We start from the raw sequence: 16612 nt of genomic DNA on the forward strand, positions 1-16612 counted from the left end.
GACGCGCACCGCGCGTCACGCAATCTCGACTTCGACGACGACCGGCGTCGCGGCGCGCAGCGCGTCGGTCAGGGTGTCGCGCAGGTGCGTGGCATCCGTCACGCGCACGCCGCGGCAGCCCATCCCTTGCGCGAGCGCGACGAAATCCAGGTCGGGCAGATCGGTGCCCTGCACGGCGTCGCCGGGACCAAAGCCGAACACGGGCGCGAAATCCTGCAGCGCCGCGTAGCGCCGGTTGTTCAGGATCACGAACGTGACCGGCAGCTTCAGTTGGGCAGCGCTCCATAGTGCCTGGATCGAATACAGGCTCGAACCGTCGCCGATCAGCCCGATCACGCGCCGGCCCGGCTGCGCGAGCGCGACGCCGACGGCGGCCGGCATCCCGTAACCGAGCCCGCCGCTGTCCATCGTGTAGAACGTGCCGCTGCGCGTGAACGGCAGGTGTTCCTGCATCACCGGTCGCGCGCTAGGCGCTTCCTCGACGACGATGTCGTGTGCGTCGCGCACGTCGGCAAGGGTCTGCAGCGCAAACGCGGCCGACATGCGCTCGCCGGTGGCTGGCGGTTCGACGCGCGCACGCGATGCGCGCGGCGCGGGCATCGGCCGCTCGGGCGGCGCCGGGCGCGAGAGCAAGTCGCGCGCGGCAAGCCGCAGGTTGCCGACAACCGCGTCGCCCGACGGCGTCCACGCGGCGACGCCCGGATCGTCGACGAGTTGCACGAGCGCGGCGCCGGGTGGCACGTGCGGGCCGAAGCCCTCGATGTGATAGGTGAACGCAGGCGCGCCGAACGCGAACACGAGATCGTGCCCGTCGAGCCGCGCGACGATCTTCTCGCGGATCGCGGGCAGGAAGCCGGCAAACAGCGGGTGGTCCTCGGGGAAACTGCAGCGGCCCGACATCGGCGCGACGTACACGCGCGCACGGTGCCGCTCGGCGAGCCGCACGATTTCGTCCCACGCACCGGCACGATCGACGGCCGCGCCAACGACGAACGCGGGACGCCGCGCGGCGTCGAGCGCGTCGCCGAGCCGCGCGAGCGCGTCCGGATCGGGCCGCACGACGCTGCTGACTTCGCGCCGCGGCAGCAGTTCGGCCGGCTGGTCCCAGTCGTCGACCGGGATCGACACGAATACGGGGCCGCGCGGTTCCTGCATCGCGATGCGGTATGCACGCGCGATCGCGGCCGGCACGTCCTGCGCACGCGCAGGCTCGATGCTCCACTTCACGTACGGCTTCGGCAGCTCGGCGGCCTGCGTCGCGCCAAGGAACGGATCGAACGGCAGGATCGCGCGCGCCTGCTGGCCCGCGGTGACGATCAGCGGCGTACGGTTCTTGAATGCGGTGAAGAGATTGCCCATCGCGTTGCCGACGCCCGCCGCCGAATGCAGGTTGACGACCGCCGCGTTGCCGGTGGCCTGCGCATGGCCGTCAGCCATCCCGACCACGACGGCTTCCTGCAAACCGAGCACGTAACGGAAATCGTCCGGGAAATCGCGGAACATCGGCAGCTCGGTCGAGCCGGGATTGCCGAACACGCGGTCGATGCCGAACTGGCGAAGCAGGTCGATGACCGAATCGCGAACGGTGATCGATGCGGCGGAAGGGGGCGGATGGCCGGACATGCTCGGTTGTCTCCTCAATGGCTTGGCGGTTTCCACAGTATCGAAGCGCAAGCCATTCACGGATACTGTATTTTCTGCGAAAAGCCATTACAGACCGGCATGACTTTCGATCTCCGACAATTGCGCGCCTTCACGACGATCGTCGCGTGCGGCAGCCTCGGCCGCGCCGCCGACGCGCTGCATGTGACGCAGCCGGCGCTGAGCCGGATCCTGAAGCGGCTCGAGGACCAGGTCGGTGCGCCCTTGTTCGAACGCCACTCGAAGGGCGTGCAGCTCACCGCGTTCGGCGAGGCGCTGCTGCCGCACGCGACGCTGCTGCAGCACGAGGCCGAGCACGCGCGGGAGGAGCTCGACGCGATGCGCGGGTTGGCGAAGGGCACGATCAAGGTCGGCGCGGTGGGCAGCATCGCGAGCCTCGTGCTGCCGGTCGCAGTGGGCCGCGTGCTCGACCGCTGGCCGAACCTGCGCGTCGAGATCATCGAAGGCGTGTGGGACCGGCTCGCGGAAGGGCTGAACAAACACGAGATCGATCTCGCGCTGTCCGCACACGGGCCCGACACCGACGAGATCGTCGCCATTCTCGAGTGCCGCTGGGAAGATCGCAGCCATATCGTTGCGGCACCGCACCATCCGCTGCGCGCGCTCGGCCGCGCGCCGACGCTCGCCGATACGCTGCACGCACGCTGGGCGATTCCTCCGCGCGGCACCGCGCCGTTCGACCACATGCGCGCGACCTTCGACGCGCACGGGCTGGCGCTGCCCGACATCGCGGTCGAGACGCGCTCGGTCACGACGCTGAAGAGCCTCGTCGCGCACGCCGGTTTCCTGAGCTGGATGGCCGAGCCGATGTACGGCGCCGAGCAGCGCGCCGGCACGATCGACACGCTGCCCATGCGCGAGGTCGTCGCGGTTCGCACGCTCACCGCGTTCCGGCGCCGCCACGGCATCCTGCCGGGGCCGGCCGGCAAGCTGCTCGAAGAACTTGTCGCGTTGACACGCGAAGGACGCTGACGGCACTTCCCGCACATCCGCCCTTCCCGACCGCCGCCGCAGCGCACCATCGAAATGCCGTTTCCCCGCCTTGACTTTCGCTCGCCCGAATACGATCATTCGCTCACATAAAGAGCAAATGATCGTATTCGACAGGAAAGTCTGGCACGAACAGGAGACAACGGATGAGCGCATCGCCCTCCGCCCGCACGCCCGTGCTGCTGCACATCGGCGCGGGCTCGTTTCACCGCGCGCACCAGGCGTGGTATCTGCATCGCGTGAACGCGGCCGTACCGGCCGACGAGCGCTGGTCGCTGACCGTCGGCAACATCCGCGACGACATGCGCACGACGATGGACGCGCTCGCCGTGCAGCACGGCGAATACACGCTCGAAACCGTCACGCCGCAGGGCGAACGCGCGTACGAAACAATCCGCGCGATCACGCGCGTGCTGCCGTGGTCGAACGACCTCGCCGCGCTGATCGACGCCGGCGCCGATCCGGCCTGTCGGATCGTGTCGTTCACCGTCACCGAAGGCGGCTATTATCTCGACGAACACAACCGGCTCGACGTCGCGAACGCCGATCTCGCGGCCGACCTGCAGGGCGCGCGCACGACGCTGTACGGCGCGCTCGCGGCGCTGCTCGCCGAACGCATGAAGCGCGGCGCGGGCCCGCTCACGCTGCAGAGCTGCGACAACCTGCGCAACAACGGCGCGCGTTTTCGCGCGGGGATGCGCGAATTTCTCGAGCGACGCGGGCAGACCGACCTGCTCGCGTGGTTCGATGCGAACGTCGCGACACCCAGCGCAATGGTCGACCGCATCACGCCGCGCCCGACCGCCGACGTGCGCGAGCGCGTACTCGCGGCCACCGGCATCGACGACGCCTGCCCGGTGATGGGCGAATCGTTCATCCAGTGGGTGATCGAGGACCGCTTCGCGGCCGGCCGGCCGCGCTGGGAGCTGGCCGGCGCCGAACTCGTCGACGACGTGCACCCGTACGAGGAAGCAAAGATCCGCATCCTCAACGCGACGCACAGCTGCATCGCGTGGGCCGGCACGCTCGCGGGCCACACCTATATTCACGAAGGCACGCACGACGCGGCGATCCGGCGCTTCGCACACGACTACGTGACGCAGGACGTGATCCCGTGCCTTACGCCGAGCCCGCTCGATCTCGCGCGCTATCGCGACGTCGTGCTCGAACGCTTCGGCAACCCGTACGTGCTCGACACGAACCAGCGCGTCGCGGCCGACGGCTTCTCGAAGATCCCCGGCTTCATCGCGCCGACGCTCGTCGAATCGTTCGCACGCGGCGCGGCGCCGGTCGCCACCGCCGTGCTGCCCGCGCTGTTCCTGCGCTTTCTCGAACGCTGGGCGCGCGGCACCTTGCCGTACGAGTACCAGGACGGCGTGATGGACGAAAGCGCCGCGCGCGCGATCGTCGGGGCCGGCCATCCGGGGGGCGACGACCCGGTCGTCGCACTATGCGCAAGCCGCGCGCTGTGGGGCTCGCTCGCCGGCAACGCGGCACTGTTCGAGGCGCTGCGCGCCGGGCTCGCGCGGGTCGATGCATGGCTCGCTGCGCGCTGACGCGCATCCGGGCGAACCTGCCTTGGCACGCGCACGGCCGCGCGGCTAAAGTAGCGACTCCCCACTGACGCAACGGATCGCTCATGTATCTCGGCATCGACCTCGGCACTTCGGAAGTGAAGGTGCTGCTGCTCGCCCCGGACGGCACGGTCGTCGGCACCGCCGGCTCGCCGTTCACCGTGTCGCGGCCGCATCCGCGCTGGGCCGAACAGCATCCGGACGACTGGTGGCAAGGCACGCTCGCCGCGCTCGCGGCATTGCGCGAACGGCATCCGCAAGCGTTCGCGGTCGTGCGCGGCATCGGCCTGTCAGGACAGATGCACGGCGCCGTGCTGCTCGGCCGCGACGACCGCGTGCTGCGCCCCGCGATCCTGTGGAACGACATGCGCAGCGCCGACGAATGCGCGCTGCTCACCGAACGCGCGCCCGATCTCCATGCACTGGCCGGCAATCTCGCGATGCCGGGCTTCACCGCGCCGAAACTGCTGTGGGTCGCGAAGCACGAACCCGACGTGTTCGCGGCCACCGCCTGCGTGCTGATGCCGAAGGATTACCTGCGGTTCCGGCTGACCGGCGCGAAGGTGTCCGACCCGTCCGACGCCGCCGGCACGCTGTGGCTCGACGTCGCGCGCCGCGACTGGTCCGACGCACTGCTCGCCGCGTGCGGGATGACGCGTGACCAGATGCCCCGCATCGTCGAAGGCAATGCGCCGTCCGGCACGCTGCGCGCGGACATCGCACGCGAACTCGGGCTGTCGGAGGCCGTCGTGGTGGCCGGCGGCGGCGGCGACAACGCGACGAGCGCGCTCGGCATCGGCGCGATCCACGCAGGCGACGGCTTCGTGTCGCTCGGCACGTCCGGCGTGCTGAGCGTGGTCGGCGACCGCTTCATGCCGAATCCCGCGTCGGCCGTGCATGCGTTCTGCCATGCGATTCCCGATCGCTGGCAATTGATGAGCGTCGTGCTGTCGGCCGCGAGCTGCCTGCGCTGGGTCTGCAAGCTGACGGGCACCGACGAGCCCGCGCTGCTCGCCGAAATCGAAGCGCTCGACGCCGACGCGCTCGCGACGGCCCCGCTGTTCCTGCCCTACCTGTCCGGCGAGCGCACGCCGCACAACGATCCGTATGCGCAGGGCGTGTTCTTCGGGATGACGCATGCGACCGAACGCGCGCATCTCGGCTACGCGGTGCTCGAAGGCGTGACGCTCGGCCTCGCCGACGGTCTCGACGCGCTGCATGCGGCCGGCGTCGAAACCGACCAGCTGTCGCTGATCGGTGGCGGCGCGCGCAGTGCGTTCTGGGCGCAACTGATCGCCGATGCGCTGAACGTGCGCACGCGCCAGCACGGCGGTGGCGAAACGGGCGCGGCGCTCGGCGCGGCGCGGCTCGGCTGGCTGGCTGTCGGCGGCGATCCGCATGCGGTGCTGGCCAAGCCGCCGGTGCGGGCCGAATACACGCCGGATGCTGCCCGCCATGCGCTGCTGCGCGAACGCCTCGATGCGTTCCGCTCGCTGTACCGCCACGTGCGGCCGCTGTACGAACCGTCGCGCGCACGGCTCGCGTAAGCGCCGCATGTCACGCGTGCCGGCCGTTGCCGCGCGTGCGACATGCGGTACAGTGGATGCCGTCATGCGGCCCGCCGGCCGGCCCCGATCCGAACCGAATCGCTATCGTGTCCAAGTCCTCAGAAAAACTCGATCTCGCCACGCGTGCCGCGTGGCTCTACTACGTTGCGGGCGACACGCAGAACGAAATCGCGGAAAAGCTGCAGGTGTCGCGCCCGGTCGCGCAGCGCCTCGTCGCGTTCGCGGTCGAGAAGAACCTGATTCGCGTGCGCGTCGACCACCAGCTCGCCGACTGTCTCGATCTCGGCGCGCAGCTGTCGAAGCGCTACGGCCTCGCGATGTGCGAAGTCGTGCCCGTCGATGCCGATGCGCCCGACGCGATCGACCGCAAGCTCTCGGTCGCCGGCGCACAGGTGATGGAGCGCTACCTGAACGAAACGCGGCCGATGGTGATCGCGGTCAGCAGTGGCCGGACGCTGAAGGCCGCGGTCGCGCAGATCGCGCAGATCGACCGTCCGCAGCACCGGCTCGTGTCGATGGTCGGCGCGATCGCGGCCGACGGTTCGTCGAACCGCTACGACGTCGCGCAGTACATCTCCGAGAAAACCGGCAGCAAGCACTTCCTGCTGCCCGCGCCGTTGTTCGCCGACAGCGCCGCCGAGCGCGCGCAGTGGTGCAATCACCGGCTGTACCGGATCGTCGAGGCGCTGTCGGGCAAGGCTGACGTCGCGTTCGTCGGGATCGGCAACATCGGCCCGCACTGCCCGCTCTACGAAGACGGCTTCATCACCGAACAGGAGCGCGACGAGATGACCGCGCTAGGCGCGGTGGCCGAACTGCTCGGCGTGCCGATCGACGCGCAAGGCAAGCTGATCGACGTGTCGACCGGCGCGCGCGTGACGAGCGTGTCGCTCGCCACGCCGCCGAAGCGCCCGACGATCGCGTTCGCTGGCGGCCCGAAGAAACGCGATGCGGTGATCGCCGCATTGCGCGGCGGCTGGATGTCGGGGCTCGTCACCGACGAGACCTGCGCGAGGGCGGCGCTGGAAGCGTAGCCGGCGTGCCGGCTTCGCGTCACCGCATGCGGTCTCCGCACACCGGATCGCCGACCCATCCGGACGAACCGGACATCACTGAATAAACCCGAGCATCGTGGCCTTCATGACGGCCTCCGCCTTGTTGGCCGCACGAAGCTTGCGCATCACGTTCATCAGGTGAAACTTCGCGGTCCGGTCGTAGATGGACAGAATCAATCCGATATCGGCATACGTCTTGCCTGCCGCAGTCCATTTCAGCACCTCCTTCTCGCGCGCTGTCAGCGTCTGGCACACCTCGGGCATCGCCGTGGAGACGACGAGACGCGTCATCGCCCGGTGAGCCAGCGTCGTCAACCACAGTACGTATGGCTCTTTGGACAGGAGTTCGTCCTGGAGGATCGGCGCGGATTTCCTCAGCAGCGACAGCAAGCCGATCGTGCCGAACTGCCCACGCAGCGGCATGCTCCACGCGTGACGAAACCGCTGCTGCAACGGATCGGCCCAGAAATCCGCCGCCTCCCCGCTGACGGCCGACCACAGGAACGGAACGGTTTCCCGCAACCCGCGCTGCACGGCCGGATCGCTCCTGAAGCCGTCGCGCTCGACGTAGCTCCGGATCCACGTGTCCGGACAATCGGAAAAGATGTAGCTCCTCGGGTTCGAGATCGGCAGTGGAATGCGCATCACATAGTAGAAATGCTCGAAGCCGAGCTCACGCGTCACGTACGTCATGCGCTCGACCAGCTCCGATTCCGAATTCAGCTCGGAAAACATGTTCCCGTAGCCCACGCTCGATTTGTTCGTCATTTTCTCGCCTCCCTGTTTCCGGTTCGCACGTGCCCGGTCAGGAACTGACGGACGTCTCTTCGCGCCGATATGCCGGGGGAGGCATGTGCGCCGCTTCGTCGGTCGCCTTCGGAGCAATGCGGAACCAGATCGCATACAGGGCAGGGAGAAACACGAGCGTCAACGCAGTGCCGCCGATCGTACCGCCGATCAGCGTGAACGCGAGCGCCCCCCAGAACACCGAGAACGTGAGCGGAATGAAGGCGAGCGCAGCCGCAAGCGCCGTCAGGATCACCGGGCGCGCACGCTGCACGGTCGCTTCGATGATCGCGTCGTACGGATCGAGGCCATCGGCTTCGTTCTGATGGATCTGCCCGATCAGAATCAGCGTGTTGCGCATGATGATGCCGGCAAGACCGATCAACCCGAGGATTGCGTTGAACCCGAACGGCTGACGGAACAGCAACAGGATCGGCACGACACCCACCAGCGCGAGCGGTGCCGTCAACAGCACCATCGCCATCGCCGCGATCGAACGCACCTGGAAGATCACGACGATCATCATCAGGATCAGCATGATCGGAAACACGGCGGCGAGCGCGGCGTTCGCCTTGTTCGCTTCCTCGAGCGCCGCGCCTGTCTCGATCCGGTACCCCGGCGGCAACGCGGCGACGATCGGCCGGATCGCCTGAATGATTTCGTTCGAGATCTCGGGCGGCTGGAATTCCTCGCCGATATCGCCACGCACGGTCATAGTCGTCAGGCGGTCGCGACGCCGCAAGATCGGGTCTTCCATGCGAATCCCGACCTCGCCGAGCTGGTCGAGCGGTACCTTCTGGCCAGCGCTTCCCGTCAGCGTAAACGCACCGAGTTTCGCCGGATCAAGCCGGTCGGCGCCGGCGCTACGCGCCACCACCTCGACCGAACGGATGTCCTCGCGCACCTGCGTGACAGGGGCGCCCGTCAGCAGGAACTGAAGCTGCTGCGACGCATCGTGCGTGCTCAGGCCAATCGCGCGCAGCCGATCCTGATCGAGCGAGATGCGGATCGTCGGTACGCGCGGCCCCCAGTCGGTGTTCACCTGCCGCATCGACGGGTTCGCACGCATCACACGCTCGACTTGCGCGGCGATCTCCCGGACCTTGCCCTCGTCGGGCCCCATCACGCGAAACGCGACGGGAAAGGGTGAATACGGCCCGAACACGATCTGCGTCGCGCGCACCTGCGCGTCGGGCGCGAGGCCCTGCGCGACGGCGGTGCGCAGCTTAAGCTTCAGCGCCTCGCGCGCCTTCTCGTCCTGCGTCAGCACGACAATCTTCGCGAACGACGGGTCGGGCAGCTCGGGCGACATCGCAATGAAGAAGCGCGGCGCGCCCTGGCCGATGTAGCTCGTGACCAGCCGGGCCTCGGGCTGCTTGCGCAGCCATGCTTCCACCTTGCCGACCACCGCGCTGGTGGCGGCGATGCCGGTTCCTTCGCTCATCCGCACTTCTACCAGCACTTCCGGCCGACTCGAGATCGGGAAGAACTCCTGCTTGACGAGACCGAGGCCGAGCACAGCGGCCGCAAACGAAACCACGACCGCGAACACGACGCGTTTCTTGTGCGCGACCGTCCACGCGAGCAACGCACGAAACCGGCGATAGGCCCGCGTATCGTAGACGGCAGCATGCCCGCCCGCGACCGGCCGGATCCGCGGCAGCAGCTTGACGCCAAGATAGGGCGTGAAGGCGACCGCGACAACCCAGGACGTCAGCAGCGCAAAGGCGACGACCCAGAAGATGTTGCCCGCGTATTCGCCGGCACTCGACTTCGCGAAGCCGACCGGCATCAGCCCGATCGCGGTCACGAGCGTGCCCGCGAGCATCGGCGCGGCCGTGTGGCTCCACGCATACGTGGAGGCGGCGATGCGGTCGAACCCCTCCTCCATCTTCACGACCATGGTCTCGATCACGATGATCGCGTCGTCGACGAGCAGCCCGAGCGACAGGATCAGCGCGCCGAGCGTGATGCGATCGAAATCGCGCCCGGTCGCGAGCATGATGATGAAGACACCCGCGAGCGTGAGCGGCACGGCCGCCGCGACGACGATCCCCACCCGCCAGCCGAGGCTGATCAGGCACACGGTGATCACGACGGCCAGCGCGACGAAGAACTTCAGCATGAACTCGTCGTAGGCTTCCTCGATGTTGACGGCCTGGTCGGTGACTTTCGTCAGCGACAGGCCAAGCGGCATGTCCGCCGAAATCGCCGCCACCTCCTTGTCGAGATCCTTGCCGAGCTGCAGGCCGTTGTAGCGCTCCTTCATCACGACGCCGAGCAGCAGCGCCGGCTCGCCCTGGTTGCGGATCAGGAAGGTGGCGGGATCCTCGTAGCCGCGCTTGACGTCCGCGATGTCGGACAGCCTGAGCGTGCGGCCGCCGGCGACGATCGGCGTGTCGCGGATCTTCTGAAGATCGTCGAACGCGCCGTCGAGGCGAATCAGCACGTGCGGCCCGGCCGTGTCGATCGAGCCGGCGGGCGTCACGAGATTCCGGTCGTTCAGCGCGGCAAAGATATCGCGCGGCGACATGCCGAGATTCGCGAGCCGTGCATACGAGAACTCGACAAAAATGCGCTCGGGCCGCTCGCCGACGATATCGATCTTTTTCACGCCCGGCACGTGCAGCAGCCTCTGGCGCAGCGCTTCCGCCTCACGCACCAGCACGCGCGGCGGCTCGCCGCGCGCCTTGAGCGCGTAGAGCGCGAACGTCACATCCGCGTATTCGTCGTTGACGAACGGGCCGGCCACGCCCTGCGGCAGCTTCGCCGCCTCGTCGCCCAGCTTCTTGCGCGCCTGGTAGAACTCTTCCTGAACCGCCGACGGTGGCGTGTCGTCGCGCAGCGTGACGGTCGTGAAAGCGAGCCCCGGCCGCGTAAAGGTTTCCGTGCGGTCGTACCACTTCAACTCCTGCATCCGCTTCTCGAGCGGTTCGGCGACCTGGTCCTGCATCTCCTGCGCAGTCGCGCCGGGCCACGCAGTCATGAAGGCCAGTTCCTTGACGGTAAATGCCGGATCCTCCGCGCGCCCGAGCTTGAGAAACGCAAGCGCACCGGCGACGGATACCGCGACGATCAGGAACAGCGTGACCGCGCGCTCGCGCACCGCGAGCGCGGAAATATTGAAACCGCTCATTGCTGCGCTCCCGCGATGCGCACGCTCTCGCCGTCGTGCAGCAGGTGCGCGCCGAGCGCGACGAAGCGCTCGCCTGCCTTGAGCCCTTCCGCGACCGTGGCGGTCTCGTCGCCGATCGCGGCCAGCCGCACGCGCCGCCAGACCACTCGCGGCTTCGCCCCATCGACGACCCAGACGCCCGGGCCGTTCCCGCGATCGTAGACAGCCGCGAGCGGCACCCGCATTGCGGCGTCGCCGGTCGCGGCGCGCGCGTCGGGCACATTGACCGTCACCGTCGCGCCGAGCGGCGCGCGCGCGATCGGCCCCTCCAGCACGTAGCGCGCCTCGAATGTCCGCGTCTGCGGATTGGCCGCATCGGAAAGTTGCCGCAGCCGAGCGTCGCCCGTCAGGTCGGCGCCGCCGTACAGCATCGCGCGGCCCATGGAGCCGAGCGCGGGCCGGAACGTCTCGGGCAGGTCGACAACCGCTTCACGCGGGCCGGAACGCGCGAGCCGCACGACCGTCTGACCCGCGGCCACCACTTGTCCGGGCTCGCCGAGCGTGCTCATCACGACACCGTCCGCATCGGCGACCAGCACCGCGTAACCTGCCGCGTTGCGCGCGACGTCCGCACGCGCCTGCGCGGCACGAAGCTGCGCCCGCGCGGTGTCGGCGGCGGCCCGCATCTGGTCGTACGCGGATGCCGACACCGCGCCGGCGGAAACAAGCCCGCTGTAGCGCATTTCATCGGCCGCAGTCTGGTTGGCGCGTGCCTTCGCTGCCGCCACGGCGTCGTCTTCGGCGCGCGTCGCGAGTTGCAGATCGGTTGCGTCGATCCGCATCAGCGGCTGCCCGCGACGCACGGTCTGACCGGCATCCACCAGGCGCTCGACAATCTTGCCCGGCACGCGGAAACCGAGGTCGCTTTGCACCCGCGCGACGACGGTACCCGTGAAGGTCCGGCCGACGGCCCCCGCGTCACGCGCGATGTCCGTCCGGACGAGCGGCATCGCCGCGCGCGGATCGTCCTGTTTCGCGGGACCGCAAGCGACGAGGCCGAACGCAATCGAAGCGGCGAGAACAGCCGGCGCGGCCGCGCGAATGAGCAACATGGGCAATCTCCAGACTGAAGGAGGCCCGAGTGTGAATCATGTGACCAATATCGTCAATGGTCACAATCAAAATGACGTCAAGGCGACAGACTGCGCAACACCAGGTTGCAGACGGCCTTCGACGCGTCTTCAGCGTGGTCGAGGTGGTACTGCAGCATCACCGGATTCACGAACGGCTGCAGCACGAGAAAGATCGCGCGGCAGGTCTCGTCGAGCGGTGTCTTGCGCTCGAATTCGCCGCTTTCCCGCCCTTCGCGGACGATCCGCACGATCGCGCCCCTGATCTTCTCGTCGTGTTCGATCGTGGTCTGCCAGCCTTCCTCGATCGCATACGCGGCAATGTCGTACAGCTTGCGATCGGTGAAGAAGAACCCCACGCAGGCGGCGGTCATCGCCTGGAACATCCCGCGCAGCCTGTCGGTCGCGGACTCGGCACCGGCGATCGCCTGGTCCGCCGCCGTCATGATCGTGCCGAGGCTCGTCGCGCAGATCGCTTCGCCGATCGCGCGCTTCGAATCGAAGAACTTGTAGATGTACGCCTTCGAGAAACCGATCGCCTTGGCGAGATCGGACACCGTCGTCTTGCCGTACCCGTAATGCCGGAAATGTTCGTTTGCCGCATTCACGATCTGGTCGCGGACGGCGTGGTCCGCTGGGCCGCGCCGGCCTGCGGGGAGAGACACGCTTTCAGTCATGGTTGGAAATCTGGAACATCAGGACGTGATTGACACCATGTGACCAATTCGTACAATGGTCACACTCGAAACATCGCCTCTATTCTCTACCCTGAAGGGTCGTCATGCCGGTTTCCCATCGATTTTTTGCATCGTTCCTCGCCGTCGGCGCGCTGGCCGGCTGCGCGGTCGGCCCCGATTACCAACGGCCGGCCATGGCCGCACCCGATCGCTTCATCGGGCAAGCCGCGGTCGAACAGCGCCCCGTCACGACGGTCGCGAACCTCGGCGCGTGGTGGACCGGCTTCGACGACCCGCTGATGACGCGCTTCGTCGATCTCGCGCTGCAACAGAACCTCGACATCGCCCAGGCGACCGCGCGCGTCGCACAGGCGCGCGCCGCGCTGGGCGCCGCCACCGCGGCGCTGCTGCCGAGCGGCAGCGTGACCGCGCAGGGCCAGAAGGTCTACCAGTCGGTCGATACGCCGCTCGGACGGCTGCTCGACTCGACCCCCGGCTTCTCCCGCAATGCCGCCTATTACGAGGGTGACGTCGGCGCGAGCTGGGAAATCGACCTGTTCGGCGGGTTGCGGCGCAGCCGCGAGGCCGTGCGCGCCGAATACGAGGCGTCGGCGGCCGCCGCGGTCGCCACCCGGCTGGCCGTCGCCGCGCAGACCGCGGATACCTATGTGACGATCCGCGGGCTGCAGGCGCGCCTCGCAGTCGCAAGGCAGCAGGTCGACACCCGCCGGCGCCTGCTGGCAACCGTGCAAATGCAGCACCGCAATGGCGTCGCGGCCGAATTGCAGGTTCGCCAGGCGGAAGGCGCGCTGGCCCAGGTCGAGGCCACGGTGCCGGTGCTCGAAACCGGGCTCGACGCAGCGCAGAACGCACTCGACGTGCTGGTCGGCGCGCAACCCGGCACCCATCGGCCCGAACTGGACACGGCCGCGCCGATTCCGGTCGCCCCGCGTCTCGCGGATGCCGGCACGCCGGGCGACCTGCTGCGCCGCCGCCCCGACCTGATCGTCGCCGAGCGACGACTCGCGGCCGCGAATGCACGCATCGGCGCAGCGATCGCCGAGTACTATCCGAAGCTGTCGCTGAGCGGCCTGATCGGCACGGCCGCCACCGCATCCGGCGACCTGTTCACGCATGGCGCAACGCAAGCGCAAGGGATCCTCGGCCTGCGCTGGCGCCTGTTCGACTTCGGGCGCATCGATGCGCAGATCGCGGCTGCGCGCGGGCAGACCTCCGAGGCACTCGCCGCCTATCGGCAGGCGGCGTTGCGCGCTTCTGAGGACGTCGAGGATGCGTTTTCGGCACTCGTGAAGCGCGAGGCCCAGATGCATACGCTCGCACGGGGTGAAACCGCGCTGGCGCGCGCGCGGGAAACGTCGTTCACTGCGTACCAGAGCGGTATCGTGAGCCTCATCGAAGTGCTCGACGCCGACAGCGACCTGCTGCAGACGCGCGATGCGAAAGCCCAGGCGCAGGCCGAGGCGGCCCGGGCGGCCATCGCATCGTTCCGCGCACTGGGTGGCGGCTGGGAAGCCGCGCAGAACGCGCAAAACGATGCTCCACTCAATGTCTCGGCACGCTGACGCTGACGTCGGCGTCGTCACGTGCCGCGCGCTCGAACCGCCCGCGAGCTGCACGACGTAGGCGCGCGTCCCGCGTGCGCTGCACCGACAAACGAATGCCGCGGCTTGCGCCGCGGCATTTTCGTGCCGATGCCCACCGTGCCGGCCGGTCACGACGGGCCGGCGACGATGCAACCAGCCGGTCCGCCGGCAAACGCCGGACCGGCCGACACCCGACAGCGCGCTCAATACACCTGCACCCGCCACAGCTCGCGCGCCGCCGATTCGCGCGACATCGCACGACGGCCATGCAGCACACTGTAGTTGTCGACCAGCACGATATCGCCGTCCACCCAGTCGTGCTCGACAAGGTACTCGCTTGCGTATGCGAGCGCATTGATCCGCTGCACGCTGTCATCGGGCACGGTGCCCGGCGTCGTGATGCTCACTTCGAAACGCTGCAGCGTCGACTCGCTGCCCTCCTGGTAGCGCAGCACCTTTTCGCCCGTATCCGGATGCGTGGCGATCAGCGGGAACGTCCGCGGCACGCCGCCGAAGTAGGTCATTTTCGTGTCGTAGGTCAGACTCGTCTGCTCCCACGCGGCCAGCGTGCCAGCGTCGAGCTGACTGACGATACGACGCGCATCGACCAGCGTCGTCATGCCCTCGCCGCGCTTCGGCGCGGTCTTGCAGTAAAGCGCGAACATCTTCGCGGAGAAGTATTCGTCCTGCTGCACGAGCGGATGCGTGAGCGGCAGCATGCTCAGGTCCCAGTGCAGCGGCACCGCCTCGAACGAATGTACGTAGCCGTTCGCGTCTTCTTCGGGCTTCACCTTGTGCACCGGCCCGAACTGCCACACGTACAGCTGGCCGAACTGCTCGGTGAACTTCACGAGCGCAGCCTCGTCGTCGACCCGGAAGCCACGCAGCACGACGAAACCGTGACGCCGCAGCATCGTTGCGAGCGCATCCTTCGACAGCGCGCAGCAATCGATCTGGCCGGCCTCGTCGGCGTTCGGCTCGACCAGCAAGCCGAAGTCGTCGCGATGCACGACGCTGATCGCACAGCGATTCAGGACCGGATCGTCGCCTTCCGCGAAATACCATGGTTCACCGCCTTTCGTGACGAGCGCGGCGTTGACGGTTTGATTGACCTGCGATTTGCTCAGCATGGCAAATTCTCCATTCTTTTTTTGAAGTAGTACGTTGCGCCAGGGCAGCGCACCATTGCCGCCCCCGGCATGCAACCTGATCGGAATCTTTTTGCTCCCGGGCGGCGCCGTATGGACAGTCAGCCGCAGGCCGGCAGGCAGCTTCGCATCGAGAAAGCCATCGAGCGCGACGCCGCGCTCCGCCATCCGCTGCGCGGCCCGCGAAAGCCGCGCGCGCGTCTCGGTGTCCGCGTCGGCCAGCACGATCTGCCGTTCGCCGGCGAGCAATGCCGTCAGCTCGCCGACGCGTTCGCTGCGGGCATCGCAACGCTTGTCGTCGTCGGCAGGCCAGTACGGCGCAAGCGCGGCGTCGACGTCGGACGCATCGCGATCGAACGACGGATCCACCGTCGCATACGAATGCCAGACGATGTTGCGCGACACGATCAGCTCACGCAGCGCGCGGTGATACGCATTCGCGTCCGCCCGGCTCACGTCCAGCAGATCGAAGAACGTCAGCCCGTCGCTGAACAGGTCGACCACGCATCCCGGCGGGTAGAACCCGCGCACCGTCTCGCAGAACGCGTCGAGATAACCGAGCGCGAGTTGTTCGCCGCAGTCGGGCAGCCTGCCAAGCACCTTGCCGTGCCGGTCCGGTGACTTCAGCGGGAAACCCGGCAACGTCAGCCGGATCGGCTGTCCGTGCGTCACGCACGCGCCGACTTCTGCATCAAGCGCTTCGCGCTGCGCAACAGACAAACGGTCGACATCTCCGCTGCGGCACAGTTGTCCGAACGCGCGCCGAAATTCGGCCACCGTCGCTGCACTGCTCATGTCGCACAGCGCGTGCTCAGGTTCGCACGCAGCGTCTGGATGAAGGTTTGCCAGACGGGAAACTCCGCGGTATTCCAGATGCCGGCGATCCATTCGTCCGCCTGCCCGGCGGACCAGCCGTCATGCATCATCTTGTAGTGCGACACGAACACCGAGACCCGATAGTTTGCCGCGCAATGCACGAGCGTCCTGCCGCCTGCCGCTTGCCGGAAGAGCTCGGCGAAGCGATCGAAGTCCTCCAGCGCGGGCTGCTTGAAATCGACCGGCAGGAAGTGATACTGCATGCCGTTGCGCCGCACGCAGCCTTCCTCGTCGTCGATCGAGTAGCGCGTGTCGAACGGTGCGAGATTGATGATCGTCGTCACGCCGTCCCGTGCCAGCTCGGCGAACTGCGCCTCGGTCGGCTGGCCGGCCGTCAGCGTATGCGCATCGATCCATTTCGCGTTGCGCATGTCGGAAAGATTCACGTTGTGCCTCCATTGCAGATGGAACGCATTCGTCGCCCGCG

At 67.9% G+C, this 16612-nt stretch carries 12 protein-coding genes; 5 read left to right on the forward strand and 7 right to left on the reverse strand.

All coding sequences use genetic code 11. The annotated features are described in order from the left end of the window. Positions 1–15: 15 nt before the first annotated feature. Positions 16–1623: a benzoylformate decarboxylase gene (gene mdlC / locus ACPTTF_RS13955; RefSeq protein WP_423371488.1), complete on the reverse strand. Its 1608-nt coding sequence runs from the start codon at positions 1621–1623 to the stop codon at positions 16–18. Between the two features lie 99 nt (positions 1624–1722). On the opposite strand from mdlC, the gene ACPTTF_RS13960 reads away from it, so the two are divergent. The 4 genes from ACPTTF_RS13960 to ACPTTF_RS13975 all read left to right on the forward strand — a co-directional run bounded on the left by ACPTTF_RS13960 (position 1723) and on the right by ACPTTF_RS13975 (position 6828). Beyond that, positions 1723–2634, forward strand: a complete 912-nt coding sequence (locus ACPTTF_RS13960; RefSeq protein WP_423371489.1) for a LysR family transcriptional regulator — start codon at positions 1723–1725, stop codon at positions 2632–2634. Positions 2635–2798: 164 nt separating this feature from the next. After that, positions 2799–4208, forward strand: coding sequence for a D-arabinitol 4-dehydrogenase (gene dalD / locus ACPTTF_RS13965; protein ID WP_423371490.1), 1410 nt, complete (start codon positions 2799–2801; stop codon positions 4206–4208). Between the two features lie 83 nt (positions 4209–4291). Continuing rightward, positions 4292–5773, forward strand: coding sequence for a xylulokinase (gene xylB / locus ACPTTF_RS13970; protein WP_423371491.1), 1482 nt, complete (start codon positions 4292–4294; stop codon positions 5771–5773). Positions 5774–5829: 56 nt separating this feature from the next. Continuing rightward, positions 5830–6828, forward strand: a complete 999-nt coding sequence (locus tag ACPTTF_RS13975; protein WP_166963318.1) for a sugar-binding transcriptional regulator — start codon at positions 5830–5832, stop codon at positions 6826–6828. Between the two features lie 75 nt (positions 6829–6903). Here the strand turns inward: ACPTTF_RS13975 and ACPTTF_RS13980 are convergent, their stop codons facing one another. From ACPTTF_RS13980 to ACPTTF_RS13995, 4 genes are all read right to left on the reverse strand, one after another. Then, a complete protein-coding gene (locus ACPTTF_RS13980; protein ID WP_423391163.1) occupies positions 6904–7617 on the reverse strand; it encodes a LuxR family transcriptional regulator in 714 nt (237 codons plus the stop codon). Positions 7618–7654: 37 nt separating this feature from the next. Continuing rightward, positions 7655–10771, reverse strand: a complete 3117-nt coding sequence (locus tag ACPTTF_RS13985) for an efflux RND transporter permease subunit (protein ID WP_423371493.1) — start codon at positions 10769–10771, stop codon at positions 7655–7657. Next, positions 10768–11859, reverse strand: a complete 1092-nt coding sequence (locus ACPTTF_RS13990; protein WP_407062445.1) for an efflux RND transporter periplasmic adaptor subunit — start codon at positions 11857–11859, stop codon at positions 10768–10770. The genes ACPTTF_RS13985 and ACPTTF_RS13990 overlap by 4 nt, the downstream gene beginning before the upstream one ends. A gap of 80 nt (positions 11860–11939) precedes the next feature. After that, positions 11940–12557, reverse strand: coding sequence for a TetR/AcrR family transcriptional regulator (locus ACPTTF_RS13995; protein WP_423371494.1), 618 nt, complete (start codon positions 12555–12557; stop codon positions 11940–11942). 104 nt (positions 12558–12661) lie between these two features. Here ACPTTF_RS13995 and ACPTTF_RS14000 point away from each other — a divergent pair, with 104 nt between their 5' ends. Continuing rightward, positions 12662–14140 carry an efflux transporter outer membrane subunit gene (locus tag ACPTTF_RS14000; RefSeq protein WP_423371495.1) on the forward strand — a complete coding sequence of 493 codons (1479 nt, stop codon included), beginning with the start codon at positions 12662–12664 and terminating at the stop codon, positions 14138–14140. A 224-nt stretch (positions 14141–14364) separates the two neighbouring features. Here the strand turns inward: ACPTTF_RS14000 and ACPTTF_RS14005 are convergent, their stop codons facing one another. Next, positions 14365–16104: an L-tyrosine/L-tryptophan isonitrile synthase family protein gene (locus ACPTTF_RS14005; RefSeq protein WP_423371496.1), complete on the reverse strand. Its 1740-nt coding sequence runs from the start codon at positions 16102–16104 to the stop codon at positions 14365–14367. Then, a complete protein-coding gene (locus ACPTTF_RS14010) occupies positions 16101–16571 on the reverse strand; it encodes a protein tyrosine phosphatase family protein (RefSeq protein WP_423371497.1) in 471 nt (156 codons plus the stop codon). The genes ACPTTF_RS14005 and ACPTTF_RS14010 overlap by 4 nt, the downstream gene beginning before the upstream one ends. Between the last annotated feature and the right edge of the window lie 41 nt (positions 16572–16612).

The sequence above is a fragment of the Burkholderia crassaminum genome, from assembly GCF_964265005.1.
Taxonomy (GTDB): domain Bacteria; phylum Pseudomonadota; class Gammaproteobacteria; order Burkholderiales; family Burkholderiaceae; genus Burkholderia.